The sequence below is a fragment of the Chryseobacterium sp. NG-CE01 genome (genome assembly GCF_055695505.1).
Window position 1 is genome coordinate 2,460,517 of sequence record NZ_CM146369.1, and the last position, 23,693, is coordinate 2,484,209.

The following is a 23,693-nucleotide window of genomic DNA, read 5'->3' on the forward strand; positions in this document are numbered from 1 at the left end:
ATGGAAAAGAGAAAATTTACTCCAGGAGCAGAATGGCTATATCTGAAAATCTATACAGGGGTTAAAACTTCAGACCTTATTTTAGAAGAAACAATAAAGCCCCTGGTAGAATATTTTTTGACGAATGATTTTATATTAAAATGGTTCTTCATCCGCTACCATGATCCTAAACCACATCTAAGAATAAGATTTTGCTTAAATAATATTCAAAATCAGGTGGATGTTCTTAATAAAATAAACGAAGAATTTCAAGAATTTATTGAAAGTGGAGAAATTTCAAACTTTTCAATTGAAACTTATAGCAGAGAAATCGAGCGTTATGGGCAAAATACTATAAAAGAAGCCGAAACATTATTTTATAAAAACAGCGAATTTACTTTGTTATGTTTACCTTACGATGATGAAGACAAGATAATATTCAGTCTTTTTTATATTGATAATATGCTAAATAATTTAGGTCTTGAAATTCAGGAAAAATTAAAATGGATCAAGGATTTTAATGGAGCCTTTAAAGAAGAATTTAATGCGGATAAAAATCTCAACAGACAATTAGACAAAAAATACCGACAGTTTAAGATAAAGCTGATCAACTTTATTGATTCAGATAAATTTTTAGATGAAAGAAATGCTATTCTTTCTCATATTGAGGAATGCAGTTTTGCTATTCAAAATATTCTCTTGAATCATCAAAATCAATCAGTGGAAGATTCATTACAAAGCTTTTTTCAAAGTATTTTCCATATGAATATCAACCGTCTTTTTGTATCTGATCAAAGACTTTTCGAGATGATAATTTATGATTATTTGTTCAGGTATTATAAGTCAGTAATGTTTTTCGAACCTCAAAGAAACGTATTGTAATGATTACGTTAAGATCTTTTTATTGGTGCTTTTTATACCGTTTACCACTTTTATACACCTTGTACTGTGTAAGCCACCATTCATAAACACTTTTTAGATACTGCATTGGGGAAATAAATCTATTTTCTCTGCTTTCATTTGTTTGATGACAATATTGTATCTCAATATATTCCTTTGTCAGTATGTTTGCAAGTCTTTGTTCGTCTCAGTCTCATAAAGTTGTACAAAAGTAAAAATTTGTATTTTAGAAGGTAAATACAATTTCACTTCTCTTAATTTTCATGTTGATAATCAGTGATTGTAAACAGAAATAATTTCATGAATTTTATGTTTTGTTTATGCTCAGTCTTTTGAGATTTTTGATATATTAATCTCTAAAAATCTGCCTTTTTGGATTCCGTATCATTGGCGGCTAAGTTAAAATGAAAGTTCATTCGTTATTGCTAAAAGTTTGTTATGAGTAAAATCATATAAAAATCAAAATACCAATTTTTATATGAGAGGATTTCCATAAATTTGCCCGGGTAGAAGAATCTTCTGTTCATGTTCAGGAAAGGATATAGACTTGTTTATCTAATATATACAATTATCAAACAGTGAGATAATTGTTAGCAGATTAGGGAATCTATCTTTTACATTACCGTTAAACTAATTTCAATGCCGAAAAAAATTATAAGAAATCTTCGAATTGGGGTAGTGCTTTCTTTAGTACTGCTGATTGCCGGTTCCATAGCCTCCTACATTAGCATACAAAAGCAGATGGAGAACAGGGAAAGCCTCTTAAAAAGTAAGGAATCTATAAGTTTAGTAAAAGATGTTTTAAATTCTTTGTTAAATGCTGAAACTGGCAATCGGGGATATCAGCTTACAGGTCAGGAAAGTTTTCTGGAGCCCTTTAATAAAAGTGCGAAGAACTATCCGGTGCTTATTTCCACCATAAATGCATTGAATATTAAAGACAAACATCAGACTGACCTTCTCAATGACCTGCTGAATACTTCACAGAGAATGATGAAAGGAGATGTTTTGCTCATTGAGAACCGTAGAAAAGGAATATTAATGACTCCACAGGAACTTGTGCAAAACAAAACAGCAATGGACAGATGCCGTAAGCTGGTTCAGGAGTTTGTAAAATATGAGGAAATTCAGCTTTCAATAAAAAATAAAGATCTCGACCGGTCTTCCCAGTCGACCGTTCTATTTATTATTTTCTCTGCCATTGCGGCTATTGTTGTTACAGTTACCTTTTACATACAATTGAAATCAGACCTTATCAGAAGGGATAAATTAGAAAAAGATCTGTTGTATACCAAAGAAATTCTTGAAGAGACCGGCTCTGTTGCTCAGGTGGGCGGCTGGGAAGTAAACATGAGGACCGGCGATCTCTTGTGGTCTCAGAGTACTAAAGAAATTCATAAGATCAAAAATAATTTCCAGCCGGATCTTGAAAGTTCCATGAAATTCTATAAAGAGGAGAGCCGGGAGAGAATGAAAAACCTATTCGACAATGCTGTAAAAGAAGGAGTTCCCTTTGATGAAGAATTCCAGCTGGTCCGCAATGACGGTGTTACGATCTGGGTAAGGGTAAAAGGAATCCCCGAATTTGACGGCGATGTCTGCAAAAGGGTTTTTGGAATCATTCAGGATATTGATGCGTTTAAAAATATGTTTCTGGAAGTTGCCAGAAAAGAAGCCATGATGCAGTCATTCGTAACCGACGTGCCGATTCCTCTGGCTATGTTTGATAAAGACCTGAACTATGTTTCGGTAAGTACCCGCTGGAAAGAAGAATTCAATATGAATGATCTGGATATTATCGGGAAAAATCTGTTCACCATATCTCCTGATATTCCCGAAGAAAGAAAGGAAATCTACAAAAATGCTTTATTAGGAGAAACGTATACAAAAGAAGATTTTGCTATTAATATTGATGGTAAAGAACAACTTCAGCATTACGACCTGAAAGTAGGACCTTGGTATCTGACGGAAGATGAAGTGGGTGGTATAATTATTTCCGTACGGAATATTACAGATGCCATCCTGGTAAATGAGGAACTGAAAACCGCTAAGGAATTGGCAGATAGTGCCAGCAAGGCAAAATCAGAATTTTTAGCCAATATGAGCCATGAGATCCGTACCCCGTTAAATGGTGTGATCGGATTTTCAGATCTTCTCCTCAGAACACCGCTGAACGAGATACAGACCCAATACCTGAATTACATTAATGAATCAGGTGAAAACCTGCTTAATATCATCAATGATATTCTGGATTTCTCTAAAATAGAATCCGGGAAAATGGAGCTTTTAATCGAAAAAAGCGATGTTTATGATATGGTAAGCCAGGTTATCAATGTCATTTTATATCAGTCCCAGAAAAAGAATATTGAGCTTCTTTTGAATATCGAGCCGGGACTTCCTACAACACTTTTGATCGACGAATCCCGATTAAAACAGATCCTGATCAACCTTTTGGGTAATGCTGTGAAATTCACAGAAAAAGGGGAGATCGAGCTGAAGGTGGAGAAGTTACGCATGGATGATAAAAATATTGCCCTGCGGTTCTCTGTACGGGATACAGGAATCGGTATTCCTGTTGAAAAGCAGAAATATATTTTTAATGCGTTTACCCAGGAAAACAGCTCCATCAGTAAACGATATGGCGGAACAGGTCTCGGGCTTACCATCTCGAACAATATTCTGAAATATATGGGAAGCCATCTGTCGCTGGTCAGCACACAGGAAGAAGGTTCGGTGTTTTTCTTTGATATCGAGATTCCTTACGAAATATCAGAACTACGGGAAGATGATGACATGACCATCCAGAGAGCCTTGGTTGTGGATGATAATGAAACCAACAGGATCATTCTTCAGCATATGCTTGCTCATAAAAATATCGAATCCACACTGGCTGCCAATGGAATGGAGGCTTTAGAGATCCTGCTGAAAGGCGAGCGCTTCGATGTGATCCTCATGGATTATCATATGCCTATCATGTCCGGATTGGAAACCATAGATAAAATCAGGGAGTTATTTAATCAGCGGAAAGAAATTTCCCCGTTTATCATACTTTCTTCTTCTTCGGAAGAATTAAACATAATGTCTTCGATTCGGGAAAGAAAAAACTCTTATTTACTGTTGAAGCCGGTAAAGTCGGATGATCTGTATAAAACCTTGCGCAGAGTTACCCAGAATAATGTTGTAGAAATTGTTCAGGATCAGTCCCAAAAAGAATCTTATTCTTTTGCTCCGGAACTGGAAGTTCTTCTGGTAGACGATAATCCTGTAAATATGGTACTGAACAACAGGATGATGAAATCTCTTACTCCGGATGCACATTTAACCGAAGCCGTTAACGGGCTGGAAGCTCTGGAAGAATGCAGAAAAAAACAGTTTTCTATTATCCTTATGGATGTACAGATGCCGGTAATGAACGGTATCGAGGCTACACAGCAGATACGCCTGCTTCCGGAATACGAAAATGTACCGATCATCGGCGTTACGGCAGGAAATGTATTGGGTGAGAAAGAAAAATGTCTCGCTGCGGGAATGAATGATTTCCTTCCTAAACCTCTAAGACAGGCTGATCTGCAGGAGATGCTCGAAAAATACATTAGTGTAAAAGGCAGTAATGATAAAAAACCGGAGGCAGAGCATGCTGAAGATCAACCGGAAATGAAGCAGGAAGAATATATCAATATGAATATGTTAAATGAACAGATTGATGGAGATGATGATTTTAAAGAAATATTTCTCAATTTACTGATCAGTGAGCTTAGCCAGGCAGAAAAAAATATTGAAAAGGCAGCTGAAGAGAAAGACATTGCGGAAACCAGAATGATTCTTCATAAACTTAAAGGTACCGCAGGCAGCGCCGGGCTTTTCAGACTGTCGGAATGTGCTCTGAAATGGGAAAAAATGACGGAAGATAAAATGGAGTTTTCTTTGATGAATAGTGAAATAACACAGGAAATAAAAATAGGTCTGGAGACTGTTAAAAATTTGATGAAATAGTCATGTCAATTAATTTTTTTTTCTGAAACTATATGTAGCATAAAATTTTTAAGTCACATTAAAATACTAGGAACAGATTGAATTGAATACTTCGTACATTCTCAATAATTACCTTCCAACTTTGACTCTAAACTCACTCGGAGACACCTTCACCATCTTTTTAAAGAAAGAGCTGAAATGTGCCGGACCTTCGAAACCTAAGCTGTAGGCAATCTCTGAAACGGCCCAGGAACTGTGCTGGAGCATTATTTTAGCTTCTTTCAGAATTCTCTCTGATATCAGTTCCGATGTTGTTTTCAGGGTGGTTTCCTTAACAGATTTATTAAGATGATTAACATGTAACGACATCTGCAGCGCAAAATCGGAAGCACTTCTTAAAGAAATTCCAGTAACGGTATTGCTGATAGGAAACTGGCTTTCCAGTAAATTCATGAAAAGAGCGGTAATTCTTGCCGCAGCATTTGGCCTCTCGGAGATAAGATGGGTAGAAGGACGGATTTTCAGGGCTGCCAGAATGAGCTGAAAAATGAGGTTTTTCAGAATGTCATCTTTGAAGTCAAAAGTTGAAGAATATTCTTTCTTCATCTGTATAAAAATGTCTTCCAATAGTGTTTTTTCTTCTTTGCTCAGTTCAAAAACCGGATATCCTCCCGGCTGGAAAAAAGGATATTTTTTGATATTCCCGAATCCCTCCGTAAAAGATTCGTCGAAAATACAGCTGTATCCTGTTTGCTGACCGGAAATTGCCTCCCAATCATAAGGAATGAGCGGATGGGCAAAAAGAAGACCGTGCTCCATAATTTCAAAACTTTTGTCGGCATAATGAATGTTGCTGTTACCGGAAATCAGGCAGATTTTAAAGTAATTTTTCCTTCCGAAAGAAACAGCCGCATTATCTTTCAATTGCTGTTCTTTATTGATCTCAAAAATATTGAAATGATTTTGGTTCTCTGTAAGATCAGCACTTTTGAGAAATGGCCGGTTGGCATAAAATTCTTCGATGGTTTCAGGTTTTGTCATGACCAGCTGTTTAAGATACTGTGTGATTTTTTTGAACATAACAAAGATAGTGTAAATTAATGTTTGTTTAAAATTGATAACCTTTAAAGAAACAGCCACGATCTTATATGAAATCGTGGCTGTGGGTTTTAATCATTTACGAAATTGCTGAGCGGTGCATTAATCGCTTCCAATGCAACCATCGGGTTCCAAAAGTCCACATATTTTAGAATCTTACCCTGATCATCAGTGGTTACCACTGAAATATACTGCTGATTGTAAGGTTTGCCCGTACTGATGGCTTTTCCGTTGCTCGTAAATTCGGCAATCACTAGATTCGGACTTTCAGTTGCGTGGAAATGAAGGTTTTCAAAACTTACAAGGAAATGTTTCGGGAAATTTTTCATGTATTCATACAGTTCCTTTTTTCCCTTCACCAGTTTTGGAAAATCGGCCGGACCGTAAGGGAATTCAAGAATCCCGTTTTCGTCAAAAAGATCTACCCATTTTTCGATCTGTCCGGATGAAAGGAATTCCAAATGATTCTTAAAGGCAGTCTGTGCAGCATTTCTGATAATTTCTTGTGTACTCATAATAAATAAATTTTGTATTGTTTTTACTTTAATTTTCTGATACAAAATTAGGATAGGCACAAGCCCTGCGGTTATAAAAAATCAAACCATCATTTTCAAAAATCAATCAATACGTAATACGATCAGATTACCGGATGAAATGATTATACAAAACCGTTTTATTATCAAACTAAAATTATCTTGGAGGAATATATTAACTTAGCAAAACAATAAATCTGAAGTGAGCAATACATTGCAATATTATTTTAAAGAGCCTGAGGAACTGCTTACTGATTTTGTACATGGATTTTCTTCTTTAAAAAACGTTTCCGAATGTAAAGAGGGGGTTATTATCCCTAATGGCAAAATCGACCTTCTTCTGTGCAAAACGACTGACAACAGATTCTTCGTGGTGTTGATGGGTCTTGAGACAAAACCTAAAACAATGCCGCAGCAGAATATTTCCATGTTCTTTTCCATAAGCTTTAATCCGCTCGCTTTGGAGTATATTTTAGATATTTCTATTGCTGAATATGTAAACAGCGGAAAAGAGCTCCCTGAAAATTTTTGGGGTTTCTGTGAAGATGATCTCAATGATTTTGAAGATTTCTGCAACAAAGCTTCCCAAGCAATAAAAAAGCACCTCAACGATACAATTGATGAACGAAAACGGAATTTATTCCGTCTGATTTTTGAAGCGAACGGAGAGGTCAGCATTAAAGAGCTGTCTCAAACCATACATTGGAGCGAACGGCAGATCAACCGTTATTTCACAAAATATTTAGGAGTAACCTTAAAAATGTACTGTACAATACTCCGTTTTCAGAAGTCATTAGAATATATAAAAGATGGAATTTTTTTTCCGCAACTCAATTTTTCAGATCAGTCCCATTTTATAAAAGACATTAAGAAACTTTCAGGAGTTTCGCCACGGGAACTTTTTAAAAATGATAATGACCGTTTTTTACAATTTTTAGTCTACTCTAAGAAATAACTTTGCGCCATAATATTAATATATGCTTATCAAAAATAAATCCGTTGCCATTGTCGGTGGCGGTCCCGGAGGATTAACTCTGGCAAGGCTTTTACAGATCAAAGGAGTAGAGGTAAAAGTTTATGAAAGAGATCTTAATGAAAATGCCCGTGTTCAGGGCTCACTTCTTGATCTGCATCAGGATTCCGGCCTGGCTGCAATTCGTGCTGCAGGATTATTGGAAGTATTCAAAGAAAATTTTATGATCGGGGCAGATAAAACGCTGATCATGGACGAAAATGCGAAAGTCTGGTTCAGTGACCATGAATCAGATCCTAACGAAGATTTCGGGGAAGAACATTTCCGTCCGGAAATTGACCGCGGAACGTTAAGAAAAATCCTGCTCAACTCCCTTCAGGAAAATACCGTTGACTGGGATAGCCATTTTTTGTCTATGAAAAAAGAAAATGAAGGCTGGCTGCTGCATTTTGAAAACCAGGATCCCGTATATGCCGATATAGTTATCGGCTGTGATGGTGCGCGTTCAAAAGTGCGGCCTTATATTACGGAAATCAAACCTTTTTATACGGGAATTACAATGCTTGAAGGAAATATTCCGGATGCTTTTGTTAATGCTCCCGAAATTGATAAAATCTTAATGGGTGGAAAAATTATGGCATTCGGGAATCATAAAAATCTGCTGATCGGACAAAAAGGAAAAGGCGAAATTGGTTTTTATGCCAGCTTTAAAGCTGAAGAAAAATGGGCTTCGACAAACGGAATGGATTATTCTGATAAAAATGAAATAATACAATGGTATAAAAAAGTATATCCCGAATGGAACGGCATCTGGCTGGAATTATTTGAAAATGCAGAAATTCCTTTTATTCCCCGTCCTATTTACTGCATGCCTTTTGATCAGGATTGGAAAACGCTACACAATGCTACGATTATGGGAGATGCCGCACACGTTATGCCTCCTTTTGCCGGCGAAGGAGCTAATATGGCAATGAAAGATGCGCTGGATCTGAGCGAATGCTTGACATCCGGAACATATTCAACCGTACAGGGTGCCATTGCCGGTTATGAATCGGAGATGTTCAGGAGAGCGTCTTCGGCTGCTGAGGAATCCGTTAAAAACGGTGAAACCATGCATTCGGAGACAGCTTTACAATCGATGCTGGATTTCTTTGGCGGTTTTAAAGAATCATAGGAGAAATAAAGAAAATAAATAAATTAGCTTAAGTTTCCGAAAAAGTCTGAAAATTTTCTCTCTTTGTGAGATTCATCAGTGGAAATTTTTTCATTTTTACTGTCAATTTTTCAGTTTTAAAGTGACAGAATTTCAGGATTTAATGATGGTATGTAGTTTGTAATTAATATGTTACGATCATTAATATATTGTTTAACCTTTAAAAACTCGTAAGTTATGTCAATCGTTAAAAGAAACAACGGCAGTTTGCTCCCTGCAAATCCACGTACACTGTTCGATGACTTTTTCAGCCGCGAACTTTTTAATTGGGGCAACAACAATTTTTCATCAACCCTTACCACGCTTCCTTCGGTAAATATCCGTGAAAATACCGAGAATTTTGAAGTGGAAGTGGCTGCTCCGGGAATGGAAAAACAGGATTTTCAGATTACGCTGGAAGGAAATATGCTTACTATTTCTTCCTCCCGAAAAAATCAGAAGGAAGAGAAAGATGAGAATTATATCCGAAGAGAGTTCAGTTACCAGTCTTTCAAAAGAAGTATCGAGCTGGCAGAAAATGTAGTCGATGAAGAACACATTGAAGCAAGATACGAAAACGGTGTTCTGAAACTCACCATTCCGAAATCGGAAAAAGCCAAAAAACAGGCACCTCGACTTATTGAGGTTCAGTAACACGTTATTTTCAGTTAATATATATTGGTTTTCCCAAAAGGAAAACCAATTTTTGTCTTACCTGATTCATTTTATTCTTAAAACAATAAGCTATGAACGGATTACTTTGGTCGGTTTCTATCTTATGTCTTACCACGTTGGGAATGATGTTTCTGCTGAAAAAGTTTAATCAGCCTTATCTTATTGCGTATATTATGGTCGGGATTATTCTCGGACCTCATATTTCGGGAGTTTTCACAAACCCGGAACAGACCGAAACGATAGGGGAAATAGGAATTCTGCTGCTGATGTTTTTCCTGGGCATGGAAATCAATGTGCCGGACAACAAAAGTATGCTTATAAAGCCGGTTGTAGCGCAGCTCATCAAAATTGTTCTGAGTATAGGCTGTGCATTCTTTGTAGGATATTTTGCGGGACTTTCCCTGAACAGTGTTGTTCTTATTGCTATTTTGTTTGTATTCAACAGTACAGCGGTTGTGAGTGAGTTTCTAAACAAACATCAGATTCTGAAAACAACATTCGGGATTATGGTTTAAATATGTTGATATTTCAGGATCTGCTTCTGGCGCCGGTGCTTACTTTACTGAAAGCCTGGAACAAACAGGAGTTCCACATTTCCAACATCCTGTTTCCGGTCCTGCTTTGCGGTATTATTTTTTTTATTCTTAAAAGAATAAGAAATGTTCAGGAAATCAGGCTTCCGGAATTTTTTACCTCAATAGAAAAAGATCATGACCTGCAGGTGTTTTTCGGACTATTCATCTGTCTTATTTCCGGATTGGTGGCTGAAGCAGCGGGAATGAGCAGCGCGCTTGGAAGCTTTATGGCTGGCGTCGTGGTGGGAAGGGTAAAAACATTCAACTGGCTGGAGCATTCGCTGGTACCTTTTAAGGTGTTTTTCGTTACACTCATTTTTGTTTCTATTGGATTAAGGCTTGATATTCCTTATCTTTTCTCTAATTTCAGTATTATTCTGCTGGGAACATTTTTTGTTCTTCTGAGCAACAGCGTGATGTCTGCCGTGAGCTTCCGCGTACTAAAGTTCGGATGGAAAGAAAGCTGGTATGGCGGAGCATTGCTTTCTCAGACTGGGGAATTTGGAATTCTGGCATTATCTTTAGCTTATAAATCCGGAATAATAGAATATAGCCTGTATAAATACGGACTGGGTATCACCTGCTTGTCTATTTTACTTTCAACGATTTGGATTGCTGTTCTAAATAGCCTGATGAAGAAAGAGGCTCCATAAATGGATAATTGTAGAATTAGTATTACAAAATGTAGTATTAGTATGAACGCAGAAGCAATAAAATTTTACACATTTTTTTTTATAGCTGCAATAACTTTGTTCTGCGATTTTATTGCAATAACCATCATTACAATTTATTTCAAGTAGTAATTATCAATAGGGTATGCACAGTTTACATCTTTACTCAGATTTATGCTGTAAGAATTGATGCTTATTAGATATATACGTATTGTGATTAACGCAAATACAACCTGAAATGAAAAAGAGGTTTAAGCAAAGTGAAGAAAATTTTTTTATTCCTAATCTCCAGCATATGAGTAAGGAAGAAGTGTTGAATATATTGAAGCCCTATACCAGAGTTTTCGATAACGGGGATGCCTTGATATTTCAGCTCAAAAAAACCTGGTATGGAGAGAAAACGTTATTATATGTCTTTTTTAACGAGAATAAAGTAGAATGGTATACTAAGAGATTCCGTCTTTGGTACCAAAAGTTATCTCTTTACCGGCTGTAGAAATTGATTATTAGACATTAAGTGATGTAATGTTATACATAAGCCTTTCAGAGCAGCAGGAATAAACTAACTATCAACCAAAATTATTCCCGGTAAAATAAGTAATTATTTTACATTTTTACTGTTTTGTGTACATCGCTGAAACTCTGATCGTACTGAAACATTTATTTGATAGTAAAAATCTGCTCCGCAAAGGCAATTGCTGTATATAGTTTGGATAATCAGTTAAAATAACCCGGTTAGACGAAGTTATTTATTTGGGTACCAGAAAATGTTTTTTTCCATTTGCTAATCGTGCTCCGGCTTAAATTAAAATGTCTGGATACTTCCACATTGCTGAGTTTGTTTTCTTTCTGATAGTTCAGTATTTTATTAATCGTTTCACTGTCATAGCTTTTGTGTTTTTGATTTGTGCTTTCAGATTCACTGTTCTTGTCAAAAACAATAGCATTCAGTGTTAATACGTCCATTGCTGAGATTTCACTTTTATTCAGCAGATGTACGCACAAGTGGTATTTTTCAGGACATTTTTTTTGAATAATGTCTTCAAATATTCTTTTGTAATTAGGTACTGATCTTTCCATAATAATTTTTTTATACTGATTCCGTAACTGGGGAGATGATAGTTACAGTTGTTAATATTATCTTTATTGTGCTGCGTATTCTATTTCGGATGATGATTAAAAATTAATAGATTATTTCTCTTTTTGAATTGCGGAACGAATAGAAGCACGGCTAATGTCGTTTCGCAAAATGAATTGCTTTACTTTAAAATCATCTGAAATTTATTTATACTCAAAACCTTTCAAAGAAAACCTTCGGCGTATGTGGGATTATTTTTTTCATCATGCATACCAATTGTTTAGCTTGTACTTTTTTAATCTAAGTTTCAGAACTGCAGAGCATGAATCTCTGCAATATCTGAATACTTAATCAATCATTATGTGTTTTAGAATCTTATATGGGAATTTATTTTAATGCTAAGTTCCGGGTTCCGGGTCTTCTTTTTTTAGATTGCATCATTTTCCTTTTTAATTTCAAAAGACCATTATGCTGTTTTCCGTATGGCTGTGATAATGACACGGTAAAAATCATAATGTTTCTTTTTAAATCGTATAATACTTTCATAAGACTTTGTTGTATAATTGTCTTTATTATTCAACTCCTTACCGATACTTATGTTTCATTTGTGTACCGTTTCCAAAGATGACCTGTGAGTGCTTTTGTCATTACAGGCCATCTGAAGATCCGGAATCCGAATTTAACTTTTTCTCATTATTTGCTTTTTAGGCTTCATAGTCTTTTTTGGTTTTTATATTACATTCATTAGTTTGTTTTAATTATATCATTTTTATTATAAAATTTATGTGAAATATTATAAAAAAATGTATTTTTGGTGTATATTTTATAGTTATCTAACTGTAATATTACAAGCACAAAGTTATTTTTATGAAAAGATAGAGTATGTAATACTATTTTAATATTTAATAAGTATTTGTACTACATTATGTAGTAATAGTATTACAAGTATTAACTGTCTTATTTAAAAACACAAAATGAAATACCTTTTGGCACTACTCTTTGTTCTCGCATGCTTGCAATTTTCTGCACAGCAGGAAAACTATTATGAAAAATGGTATAATGCTGATGAAAGCAAGCTTCCTCAAAATACCATCAAATCTGTCGTAAAAGATAAATACGGATTTATATGGCTTTCCACCGAAAACGGCATTGTAAGGTTTGATGGAAAGAACTTTCTGACGTACGATGTGAATATTCCTTCGGTAGAGAACAGAACTTTAGTAATAGAAGGCTCGGCAGATGACGACTGGCTTTTCACCTTTTTTAACTCCGGAGAGATTCCGTCCATAATTACCCGCAGATCATTTTCTGTAGTTTCTGAAAGAGATTCTGCCAGCTTTAACAAATTAAAATCTCATGGTCCGGAAAATCTTTGCAAAATCTTAAAAGACAGTTCGGAAAAAATAAAAAAGGGAAGATTTCATTTCTACATTACAAAAAAGGAATTTTATTATATAGACCATTACCGCCTTTTTTATCAAAAAAATGGTAAAACCCGATTTATCAGAGATTTGAAAGGATATGTCTATTTTCGGTTTTTCCTCTTGGGTAATGAACTCTTTTATCTTAAAGATAGTGCTCTTATTGAGAAAATAGAAAAAACAGGATTGATAAAGGAATATCAGACAGGAATAACAGAGAAAGATGATTTTGATTTTTTAGTTAATAATGCGAATAAGCAGCTCCTGATCAGAAATGATAATAAAATCTATTTGATTGAACATAAAAATAACACCATCTCATCAACTCTTGTCTGCGATAGCAAAACTCTTAAAGACCTTCCTATTACATGTATGTATTATGATTCCATAACAAGAACACTGATCGTTGGTACGGTTTCCAAAGGGTTCTTGTTGGTCAGAAAAAATTTTATCAATGCCTATAACTCTCCCCGGAAAACAATTTTTCATGCTATAACAACATTTAATGATAAAGAAGTAATTACAGGTGAAGGAGATGTATTTAACGTAAACGGTTACATCAAAAGCTTTCCTTTTCCCAATAAAGATAAATACGGTATACTTCCGCTTGAAGGAAAGGAAGAATTTGTTCTGAAAAGCGAAAACAGCATTATTCTGTGGTCTCAGGGTAAAGCAAGAACCATCCGGGATTTTGGTAAAAATACCTCAGTCCGTGGTATAAGCAGCACTGCCGGAAATAAAATATGGTTCTGCCTAGAATCGGAAAAAGATCTTATAGGATACATAACTATTAAAAATCAAAAAGTTATAAGAGAAAAATTTTATGATATTAATGTTCCTGTAAGAGGTATAGCCCAGGTTAATAATGAAGAATTTCTGGTTGCTGCACACAACGGACTTTATCTGTTTAACGAAAAGAAAAGTACAAGAAAAACACTTGTAAAAAACATAACTTTCAGAAGTATTAATAATAACGGAGATAATCTTTTTTGGGTACAAACTTATGGAAAAGGACTTTATCTTTATAAAGACGGCAGGCTGTATGCGCCGCCACAAAAAAACGGTACACTTTCCTCGGTACACAGTGTGCTGGATGATGGCATGGGATATTACTGGCTTTCTTCTAATAAGGGCCTTTTTCAGGTAAGAAAACAAAATTTTTTGAATTCTTATCTTCACAGAAAGTCTGATGTCTATATTCACAAATACACCCGTAAGGACGGCCTTCTTACTTCCGAGTTTAATGGCGGAGCTAATATTAACGGGCTCATCAGCAATGGTTTCGTTGTGTTTCCTTCCATGAACGGAATGGTTTATATTAATGTGAAAAATGCCTTTCCTGTAATGCCTGGGAATGATTATTACCTAGACCGCGTTGCTGTTAATGAGAAGGAAAAAAATGTTTCCGGCATTTTAAATCTCGAAAATAATTTCGGATATGTGAAAATTTTTGTGGATTACACGAATTTCGGGAACCAGGCAAATGATTATATCGAATATAGAATAGACGAAAATACATGGCAGCCGCTTCCAGAAAACAGAATCATAAGTATCAACTCCCTTACGCATGGAAAGCACGATATTCAGGTCAGAAAATTAAAAGACTTTTCTTCGGAATATATTTATAAGAAATTGCAGGTGTTTGTAAAGCCTACTTTTTGGGAAACTGCCGCATTCAAATTACTGGCCGTTGTTGTACTGCTGCTGGTATTCTATTCGTTTTACCGGATAAGGCTGAAACAGATAGAAAATGAGTCTCTCCTTTTAAATGCTAAAATTGATGAGCGCACCATCGAACTGAAAGAAACAATAGGTTCGTTATCCAAAACACGGGAAGAGCTTTATGCACAGCTTTACAGGCAGAAAAAACTTGTGGCTGCAATAAGCCATGATATCAAAAGCCCGCTCAAATTTATTAATCTGAGTACTGAGCTTCTCCTGGATAATATTGATGATGCGTGCTACGAAAAAAAAGTGATAGTTTCCATCAATGAATCTTCTGCACAGATACTCGAATTTATAGACTCTACGATTAATTATAATAAAATTTTCATTTACGACAATTATAAGACCAGGGAAAATATTGTGCTGAGAGATTTTATTTTCCAGAGAATGCTGCTGTTTGCCAATACAGCAGAATTTAAATCAATACAGATACAGAATAATATCGGTAAAAATGATATTGTGGTGAGTAATCCTGATGTTTTAAGCATTGTAATTCATAATATTCTGGACAACGCCATTAAGTATACCGACCAGGGATTCATCTATATTTACGGAATCACCAATGATGAGTGCCGTTATCATCTGGTAATTGAAGATACAGGATTCGGAATGTCGGAAGAAGAACTGGCAAAGCTGAAGCAGACTCAGGATTTCTCAGGTTCCAGGTTAGGTATGAAAATCGTTAAAGAGTTACTACCTCTTATAGACGTATCTTTTGATATCGAAAGCAAAAAAGGGGAAGGCACAAAAATGATTTTGACCTTTGCTGTCTGATCAATTCAAATTGAAAATATTTAGAAGAGCAGGGATGTTATTGATTCCGAGCTTTTCAAAAATTCTTGTTTTATAAGTGCTTACTGTAGATTTGTGGATGTAAAGTTTGGAGGCAATTTCGTTATTGGATAATCCTGCCACCAAAAGCCTTGCAATTTCAAGCTCGCGGATGGAAAGCATTTCGATAGGAGATGCGCTGCTTTTCCGGATCATATTATCAAGAAGCCTCTCTTTAAGCTCTTCACTTAAATATTTTCCCGATTCAAAGAATTTACTGAAGGCTCTTACGATCTCTTCCTGCTCAGAAAGTTTGCTTAAAAATCCATGTGCTCCTGCTTTTATAAAGTTAAAAGCATAAATCGTTTCTTCAAGAGCAGAAAAAATAAGTATCTTGATGCTGTCGCCATATTCTATGGTAAGATTTTCAACAAAATTGAGACTGTTGCCTTCAGGAAAATTGATGTCCAGTATGATGAAATTGATATTTCCTTTTTTGATGATCGCCTTTCCGTCGTTTAATGTAGACGCTTCAAATATATCGGTATTGGCAAAATGCTTTCTGATGAGCAGATAGACTCCCTGCCTCACAATGCTGTGATCATCAATAATCAGTACGCTTTTTTTGTTGGTTTCCATTTATACAGTTTTCATCATGTTTATATATTCAAATATATTAATATTTTTTCTAAATATTGTGAATCCGGGACTTCAGTCGGAACGAATGTTCTTAGAATCGCAGAATTTACAATTGCAGAACCCTGTTTTAATCAGAGAATCTGTGCGCTTTCCTTAATGCTGTTCATCACAAAGATACTTTTAGTCTGCCCGATTCCTTCAATTTCAGAGAGTTTATTCACGAAAAATTCATGGAACTCGTCCATGTTGGGCGCCAGGATCTTCAGCATAAAATCAAAATCTCCGCTGATATTATAAAACTCAACCACTTCTTTCAGTTTTCCCACCTCTTCGATGAATTTTCCTGCTGTCTTTTTATTGTGAATATTCAAAGCGATCATACAGATTACCATCATTCCTTTATTCACTTTTTTGCGGTCTACCACGGTCGTATATTCCCGAATAATTCCCAGTCTTTCCATTCTTTTAATGCGTTCATGTGTCGGGGTGGGGCTTAGATTAATTCTTCCTGCAATATCCCGTACACTCAGCTTGGCATCTTTCTGAAGAATTCTCAGAATAGCAAGATCTTTTTCGTCCGGATTATAATTTTCTGTTGTCATTTGTTCTGTTTTTGATACTTATTTTTTTAATATAAGAGTAAATGTACTTTAAAAAATTTAATAATATAATATTTGTTCTAAAATTAACATCAAATTCTAACAGTCGTTCTAATAATTGTAATTTTGCAGCATAAATGAACTATATGGACAGAAAAAGGATCATCTTGATGGTAGCATCTGCAGGAACTTTTGTAGAAGCGTTGGATATTGCTATTGTTAATCTTTCTATTCCTTCTATTCAGGGGCAGTTCGGTATCGGTACAGATACGGTGCAGTGGCTTCAGACGCTGTATGTGCTTTTTTTCGGAGGATTCCTTATTATCGGCGGAAAGCTTTCCGATCAGATCGGGCGTCGTAGGATTTTTCTGCTGGGTTCATTGATTTTCATGCTGACTTCGTTAGGAGCAGGATTATCCTCCGGATTTGAAATGCTGGCGGTATTTCGTGCTTTGCAGGGACTGGGTGCGGCATTCATCATGCCTTCAGCTATGTCTATTGTTACCAATACTTTCACCGGAGACCAGGAGAGAAACCGTGCAGTCGGGATCTTCAGTTCATTTGCGGCAATCGGTTCCGGAAGCGGACTTTCACTGGGAGGAATTATAAGTACTTACCTGAGCTGGCATTGGGTGTTTCTGATTAATGTTCCGATCTTGGCTGTCACGCTTTTTTTAGCTTATTATTATCTCCCGAAAGACATAATTTCAGAAAAATCAAAGAAAACAGATGTCTTATCAGGTGTTTTGCTTGTATTGGGATTGTTGAGCCTTACTTACGGAGCACATGAACTTATTCATATTAAACAACAGACTATAATAGTTGTTTCTTCCTTCATTACCGCTTTTTTATTGTTAACAATATTGTTTTATCGTTTAAAATCGGCAGCTCAGCCATTGATAGACCTGTCATTAATGAAACACAGATCACTGAAAGTTTCAGGACTAAGCTTCGTTGCACTGGGTGCATTTTTTATAGGCTTTCTGTTTCTTATTTCACTGATGCTCCAGAAAGATATGAATCATAGTGCAGCTTCGGCGGGATTAATGCTGGTTCCGTTCAGTATCATGTCTGCGCTGGTTGCCAAGTTTGTTCTGCCACATATTTCAAAAAGGCTCGATTCGGCTCAGATGGCTATTTTCGGATGGAGTTTTATGCTGGCCGGCGCTTTACTGCTGCTGATTTCAGTATATACCGGACATCCTTTGCCTTTGGTTTTAATTGGGGCAGCCTGCATTTCCGGAATAGGAATGACATTTTGTTTTACAGCACAGTCTGTGTTGGGTGTTCAGGATATTGAAGCTTCAGACTACGGAGTAGCTTCAAGTGTGAGTTCTACAAGTTATTTTTTAGGAGCCGGAATTGGGTTATCGTTCATGACATTAATGAGCCAGGTTTTTCCTTCGGAATGGGCAGTGGGAAATTTAAGCTTATTGATTTTGATCGTGTATGCTCTGTCTGCACTGGGAGTATTGTTTTATTTTATCATCAGAACTTTAAAAATAAGAGAAACTAAAATTGCAGTTTCGTAAAATTGACCTTCTTTAACTAAATTATATGAAAGAACCGGAAAAAAAACGCCGGTTCTTTTTATTTTAGCAGAATGAAAATACAAGTCATCAGTGATCTGCATCAGGAATTTGGAGTAACCGATTTGGCCTTTGATAATTCTGATGTGGTTGTGCTGGCCGGAGATGTGAATCTGGGAACGAAGGGAGTTGACTGGATTAAAAGCCATATTCCTAATAAGCCTGTAATCTATGTGCTCGGAAATCATGAGTATTATAAAGGCTACTATCCAAAAACATTGAATAAGATAAAAGAAGCAGCGAAGGATTCCAATATTTTTGTTCTGGAAGACAGCTTTGTAGATATTGAAGGCATACGTTTTCACGGATCCACTTTATGGACGGATTTTTCAATTTTTGGAGATCCCAGATATTACGGATTTCTCTGTCAGAACGGTATGAACGATTATAAAATGATCCGCCGCGATCCTTCCTATTCAAAAATGAGGTCGATTGATATTTTTAAAATTCATCAGTTTTCAAGAGCCTGGCTCACAGAAAGTCTGGAGGAATCTAAAGAGATGCGGAATATAGTTGTGACCCATCATGCGCCAAGCCTCCAATCGGTACCGGAACATTTTAAAAAAGATCCGCTGACGGCAGCGTATGCCTCAGATCTGGAAGATCTAATTCTAAAATATCAGCCTTTATACTGGATTCATGGGCATATTCATACGCCTTGCAGATACAAAGTTGGTAGGACTGAAATCATTTGTAATCCGCACGGATACGTTACGGAAAAATATAACGGATATGAGAAGGAATTGATTATTGGGGTTTAATCATTTCATTTAAAAATCATATCTTTGATAGTGTCAAATGATACTATCATACTTTGAAGCCGCCTTATATTATTACAGAGAAGATACTAACGTTAATTGCTTCTATTTCCGAGAAAATAGGAGAGATTAACGCCAGTCATCTTTATAAGCCTAATACCGAACTCAGAAAGAAGAACAGAATCAAAACTATTCAGTCTTCTCTTGAAATCGAAGGTAATACACTTACGGAAGAGCAGATAACCGCTCTCTTGGAAAATAAACGAATTATTGCTCCCGCAAAAGACATTCTTGAAGTTCAGAATGCGATTGAAGTATATAAGGATTTAAAGATTTTTAATCCCAATAAAATTAAAGATCTGGAATTAGCACATTCAATATTAATGAGAAATCTTGTTGAAAAACCGGGAAGGTTCAGAACTACCAATGTTGGGATTGTGAAAGGCTCAAAAGTAGAACATCTCGCTCCGGGCGGAACTATGGTGAAGGCATTAATGAATGATCTTTTTAATTATATAAAGAATGATAAGGATTTAATCCTGATTAAAAGCTGCGTTTTTCATTACGAGTTTGAATTTATACATCCTTTTACTGATGGAAACGGAAGAATGGGAAGGCTTTGGCAAACGTTAATTCTAATGCAGCAATATCCTGTTTTCGAATACTTGCCGATTGAAAGCTTAATCAAAGAAAACCAGCAGGAATACTATGATAAACTCTCGGAATCTGATAAAGCAGGACAATCGACTCCATTTATTGAGTTTATGTTGTCTATTATTTTACAATCTTTAGAACAGGTTCTACAATCACAAAATATCATCTTAAGCGCAAAAGACAGAATATTTTTATTCAAAGAAAAAATTGGAAATAAAAAGTTCAGCAGAAAAGACTATTTGCAAAATTTTAAAAATATTTCGGCTCCCACCGCAAGCAGGGATCTGAAATGGGCGGCTGATGAGAACATTTTGATGAAATCAGGAGAGCAAAGAACAACAGAATATCAATTTAAATAATTATTGAGCCGGAAAAAGATTAAACGTAGTACTTATCAAAATATTTCCTAATTTTTTAGACTTTTATACAATCTTAATATTCAAATATTTAAATTACAATTAATAAAAAATGCCCGGACAAAATCCGGGCATTCACGTTTTAGAAATATAAATAAGTAAAACTACTTTAAAGTAAACTTCACTTTGGTTTTAATAGCATCAGAAGAATTTCCTATTAAGGCTTCGAAATCTCCGGGTTCAGCAACCCAGTCGTGTTTATCGGCATCGAAAAAGCTTAAAGATGTTTTGTCAATGGTAAACTTTACTTCTTTTTCCTCTCCCGGATTCAGGAATACTTTTTCAAAACCTTTCAGTTCTTTGGCAGGACGCTGAACGGATGATTTCAGATCACTGATGTAAAGCTGTGCAACTTCGGCTCCTGCTTTTTTACCTGTATTTTTAACTGTTACTGTAAAAGAGATGGTATCATCCTGTGAGATGTTTTTTTTATCTGCTTTTGCTTTTCCGAATTCAAAAGTCGTGTAGCTTAGACCATGCCCGAAACTGAATAATGGTTTGATCTTTTTCGTGTCATGCCATCTGTATCCTACCAGAATACCTTCATTGTATTTGATATTAATAGGGTTTTTCTGATCTTTTCCTTTTCCTGCAGCCAATTCTTCCTTATTCCCCGGATATTCTCCCATTTGATGGGCAGCATTATCTTCAAGCTTTACAGGGAAAGTGAACGGCAGTTTTCCGGAAGGGTTCGCATCACCAGCCAATACGGCAGCCAGGGAATTTCCTGCTTCGGAACCCAGATACCATGCCTGAACAATCGTCGGAACTTCTTTTACCCAAGGCATTGCCACCGCATTTCCGGATACCAGCACTACGGCAAGGTTTTTATTGGCTTTTGCCAATGCAGAGATCACCTGATCCTGATTGTAAGGAAGTCCGTAGCTTTTTCTGTCATTGCCTTCGCTGTCCTGGAAATCAGCTTTATTTAATCCGCCTACGAAAATTACATAATCTGAAGACTTTGCCAGCGCAACCGCCTCTTCCAAAAGTGTTTCAGGAGAACGTTCTTCTTTCAGGTTCTGCCCGGATTTTACCCCGTTATATTCGCCACCGATGTCTCCTACATATCCTCGTGCATACTGTACATCAGCCTGTTTCCCGAATCTGGCTTTAATTCCGTCCAGGGGAAGCGTTTCATATTTTACTTTCAGGGAAGAAGAACCTCCTCCTACGGTCATTATCTTGATGGCATTTTCACCGATAACGGCAATTTTTTTAGCTTTATTAATATCAATCGGAAGTACATTTCCCTGGTTTTTCAGGAGCACGATTCCTTCTTCACCAATTTCTTTTGCTACGGCTTTATGTTCTTCAGAAGCAATATTCCCGAAAGGCTTGTTCCTGTTCATGGTAGTTTTATAAGCAAGACGCAACAGTCTGGTCACTTTATCGTCAAGCTCTTTTGTTCCCACTTTTCCTTCTTTAATTAATTTTAAATAAGGTTGTGCCAGATAATAATTGTCATAAGCATTGGAATGCCCGTCCGATAAGCCGTTTGTCCAGCTTCCGAATTCAAGGTCAAGCCCGTTGTGAATAGCCTGTTCAGTATTATTTACCGCACCCCAGTCTGAAACCACAACACCTTTATAATTCCATTCTTTTTTAAGGATGTCATTCAGAAGATATTGGTTCTGGCTGGCGTACTGTCCTTTGTACATATCATAAGCTCCCATGATCGTCCACGAATCTCCTTCCGTTACGGCAGCTTTAAAAGGGGGTAGATAAATTTCATATAAAGTTCTGTCGTCCACGATCACATTGCTGGTGTGACGAAACATTTCCTGATTGTTTAAAGCAAAATGCTTCACGGAAGTTGCCACACCGTTCGACTGCACTCCTTTAATGTAAGGAACCACCATTTTTGAAGTTAGGAACGGATCTTCTCCCATATATTCGAAGTTTCTTCCGTTTAAAGGTGTTCTGTAAATATTGACGCCCGGTCCCAGAAGAATATCTTTTTTTCTGTAGCGGGCTTCTTCACCCAATGCCTTCCCATAATTCCATGACATATTTTTGTTCCAGGTTGCAGAAAGTGCGGTAAGGGCAGGGTAGGCGATGATTGAATCATTAGTCCAGCCGGCCTGGTCCCATTCGTCCCATTTTACTTCAGAACGGACTCCGTGAGGGCCGTCGGTAGTCCAGAATTCAGGAATTCCCAGTCTCGGTACTCCCGGAGAACTGAACTTTGACTGCGCATGAAGCATGGCAATTTTTTCTTCAAGCGTCATTTTGGAAAGAGCATCCTGAATGCGCTGTTCAACGGGTTTTGATTCGTCTAAATAAACGGGAATTGTCTTGGTATTTTGAGCCATATACGAAGCGGAAATAAGAGTAAATAAACTTACAATGGCGGTTTTCTTTAACATAAAAAGCCTTTTTTAGATTAAAAACAAAAATAGGGAATTTTTTTATTATCTCAAATTGAGAAAATGTAATTTCGGAAAATTGGTTATTTTTCACCATTATAAAAACAAAAACATCATTCCTTAAAAAGAAATGATGTCAGCAAAAATATATAAATAACAAAATTTATATCAATCTTGAAAAATCTTATATAATAGATGTACCATTGTATAATTATTATGTTTAGTTCCAGCCTTTAATAGCACCACCCTTGAAAATTTCCTCTGCTTTTTTTAAGACCTCATCAGATTCATAGGCTTTTACGAATTTCTTCACCTTTTCAGAATTTTTATTATCCTCTCTGGAAACAATGACATTAACATAGGGAGAATTTTTGTCTTCTTTTAAAATTCCCTGCTTTTCTGCATCCAGTCCGGCCTGTGCTGCGAAATTATTGTTGATGATCGCCAGCACCACTTCTGTATCATCCAATACTCTCGGTAGCTGTGGTGCTTCAATTTCGATGAGTTTTAACTGTTTGGGGTTGTCTGTAATATCAGTTACTTTAGGCAGTAAGCCAATGCCATCCCTGAGTTTCAGCAACCCATTTTTCTGCAGCAGCAGTAAAGAACGTCCGCCGTTGGTCGGGTCATTGGGAATGACAACCGTACTGCCATTCTGAAGTTCGCTGATGTTTTTTATTTTTTTGGAATAGGCTACAATAGGGTAGACAAATGTATTTCCCACAACGGCCAGTTTATAGCCTCTTTGTTTTGACTGTTCATTCAGATACGGTACGTGCTGAAAGGCATTGGCATCTATGTCACCATTATTCAGAGCTTCATTTGGCACAACATAATCGTTGAAGGCAACGAGTTCCACGTCAAGGTTATATTTTTCTTTCGCTACTTTTTTAGCGGTTTCTGCAATTTCCTGCTCCGGTCCGGCGGTAATTCCGACTTTAATGGAGTTTGGATTGTCTTTTCCGGAATTACAGGATGACAGTAGTAATCCTGCAGTAATTAATCCTAAAATCTTTATTTTTTTCATTGTTTAAATTTTTTTAATGGTTAAAAAGCGAAGATCACAGAACGTTAGTAATCTCAGGGTGTCCCGGAAATTCGCCTTT

17 protein-coding genes and 1 pseudogene are annotated in these 23,693 nt (G+C 36.4%); 11 read left to right on the forward strand and 7 right to left on the reverse strand.

The window, feature by feature from the left end:
- Both ACYT6F_RS11615 and ACYT6F_RS11620 read left to right on the forward strand, forming a co-directional pair.
- Nucleotides 1–861, forward strand: a complete 861-nt coding sequence (locus tag ACYT6F_RS11615) for a thiopeptide-type bacteriocin biosynthesis protein (RefSeq protein WP_472597835.1) — start codon at nt 1–3, stop codon at nt 859–861.
- 657 nt (nt 862–1,518) lie between these two features.
- Nucleotides 1,519–4,872: a response regulator gene (locus ACYT6F_RS11620; protein WP_472597836.1), complete on the forward strand. Its 3,354-nt coding sequence runs from the start codon at nt 1,519–1,521 to the stop codon at nt 4,870–4,872.
- Between the two features lie 108 nt (nt 4,873–4,980).
- Here ACYT6F_RS11620 and ACYT6F_RS11625 read toward each other — a convergent pair whose 3' ends face one another.
- Together ACYT6F_RS11625 and ACYT6F_RS11630 are read right to left on the reverse strand one after the other, a co-directional pair.
- Nucleotides 4,981–5,931: a helix-turn-helix domain-containing protein gene (locus ACYT6F_RS11625; RefSeq protein WP_472597837.1), complete on the reverse strand. Its 951-nt coding sequence runs from the start codon at nt 5,929–5,931 to the stop codon at nt 4,981–4,983.
- Between the two features lie 89 nt (nt 5,932–6,020).
- On the reverse strand, nt 6,021–6,464 hold the full coding sequence (locus ACYT6F_RS11630) for a nuclear transport factor 2 family protein (protein ID WP_472597838.1): 444 nt from the start codon (nt 6,462–6,464) through the stop codon (nt 6,021–6,023).
- 220 nt (nt 6,465–6,684) lie between these two features.
- Here ACYT6F_RS11630 and ACYT6F_RS11635 point away from each other — a divergent pair, with 220 nt between their 5' ends.
- From ACYT6F_RS11635 to ACYT6F_RS11655, 5 genes and pseudogenes are all read left to right on the forward strand, one after another.
- Complete coding sequence (locus ACYT6F_RS11635; RefSeq protein WP_472597839.1) at nt 6,685–7,437, forward strand: helix-turn-helix domain-containing protein; 753 nt, start codon at nt 6,685–6,687, stop codon at nt 7,435–7,437.
- A gap of 22 nt (nt 7,438–7,459) precedes the next feature.
- Complete coding sequence (locus tag ACYT6F_RS11640; protein ID WP_472597840.1) at nt 7,460–8,629, forward strand: FAD-dependent oxidoreductase; 1,170 nt, start codon at nt 7,460–7,462, stop codon at nt 8,627–8,629.
- 216 nt (nt 8,630–8,845) lie between these two features.
- Nucleotides 8,846–9,301: an Hsp20/alpha crystallin family protein gene (locus tag ACYT6F_RS11645; protein WP_472597841.1), complete on the forward strand. Its 456-nt coding sequence runs from the start codon at nt 8,846–8,848 to the stop codon at nt 9,299–9,301.
- 146 nt (nt 9,302–9,447) lie between these two features.
- A pseudogene (locus ACYT6F_RS11650) lies at nt 9,448–10,550 on the forward strand (cation:proton antiporter domain-containing protein).
- Nucleotides 10,551–10,806: 256 nt separating this feature from the next.
- A complete protein-coding gene (locus tag ACYT6F_RS11655; protein WP_472597842.1) occupies nt 10,807–11,064 on the forward strand; it encodes a hypothetical protein in 258 nt (85 codons plus the stop codon).
- A gap of 239 nt (nt 11,065–11,303) precedes the next feature.
- On the opposite strand, the gene ACYT6F_RS11660 is transcribed toward ACYT6F_RS11655, so the two are convergent.
- A complete protein-coding gene (locus ACYT6F_RS11660) occupies nt 11,304–11,648 on the reverse strand; it encodes a helix-turn-helix domain-containing protein (RefSeq protein WP_472597843.1) in 345 nt (114 codons plus the stop codon).
- Between the two features lie 972 nt (nt 11,649–12,620).
- On the opposite strand from ACYT6F_RS11660, the gene ACYT6F_RS11665 reads away from it, so the two are divergent.
- Nucleotides 12,621–15,566 carry a sensor histidine kinase gene (locus ACYT6F_RS11665; RefSeq protein ID WP_472597844.1) on the forward strand — a complete coding sequence of 982 codons (2,946 nt, stop codon included), beginning with the start codon at nt 12,621–12,623 and terminating at the stop codon, nt 15,564–15,566.
- Here the strand turns inward: ACYT6F_RS11665 and ACYT6F_RS11670 are convergent, their stop codons facing one another.
- Both ACYT6F_RS11670 and ACYT6F_RS11675 read right to left on the reverse strand, forming a co-directional pair.
- Nucleotides 15,567–16,202 carry a response regulator gene (locus ACYT6F_RS11670; protein WP_472597845.1) on the reverse strand — a complete coding sequence of 212 codons (636 nt, stop codon included), beginning with the start codon at nt 16,200–16,202 and terminating at the stop codon, nt 15,567–15,569.
- Nucleotides 16,203–16,333: 131 nt separating this feature from the next.
- Complete coding sequence (locus ACYT6F_RS11675) at nt 16,334–16,804, reverse strand: Lrp/AsnC family transcriptional regulator (protein WP_472597846.1); 471 nt, start codon at nt 16,802–16,804, stop codon at nt 16,334–16,336.
- Nucleotides 16,805–16,947: 143 nt separating this feature from the next.
- On the opposite strand from ACYT6F_RS11675, the gene ACYT6F_RS11680 reads away from it, so the two are divergent.
- The 3 genes from ACYT6F_RS11680 (at nt 16,948) to ACYT6F_RS11690 (ending at nt 20,161) form a co-directional block, all read left to right on the forward strand.
- Complete coding sequence (locus ACYT6F_RS11680; protein WP_472597847.1) at nt 16,948–18,333, forward strand: MFS transporter; 1,386 nt, start codon at nt 16,948–16,950, stop codon at nt 18,331–18,333.
- Between the two features lie 71 nt (nt 18,334–18,404).
- Complete coding sequence (locus ACYT6F_RS11685; RefSeq protein ID WP_472597848.1) at nt 18,405–19,151, forward strand: metallophosphoesterase; 747 nt, start codon at nt 18,405–18,407, stop codon at nt 19,149–19,151.
- Nucleotides 19,152–19,204: 53 nt separating this feature from the next.
- Nucleotides 19,205–20,161 (forward strand): Fic family protein, encoded by a 957-nt coding sequence (locus ACYT6F_RS11690; RefSeq protein ID WP_472597849.1) that lies wholly within the window; start codon nt 19,205–19,207, stop codon nt 20,159–20,161.
- A 161-nt stretch (nt 20,162–20,322) separates the two neighbouring features.
- On the opposite strand, the gene ACYT6F_RS11695 is transcribed toward ACYT6F_RS11690, so the two are convergent.
- Nucleotides 20,323–22,587, reverse strand: coding sequence for a glycoside hydrolase family 3 C-terminal domain-containing protein (locus ACYT6F_RS11695; RefSeq protein ID WP_472597850.1), 2,265 nt, complete (start codon nt 22,585–22,587; stop codon nt 20,323–20,325).
- Nucleotides 22,588–22,807: 220 nt separating this feature from the next.
- A complete protein-coding gene (gene metQ, locus ACYT6F_RS11700; RefSeq protein ID WP_472597851.1) occupies nt 22,808–23,614 on the reverse strand; it encodes a methionine ABC transporter substrate-binding lipoprotein MetQ in 807 nt (268 codons plus the stop codon).
- Nucleotides 23,615–23,693: the final 79 nt, after the last annotated feature.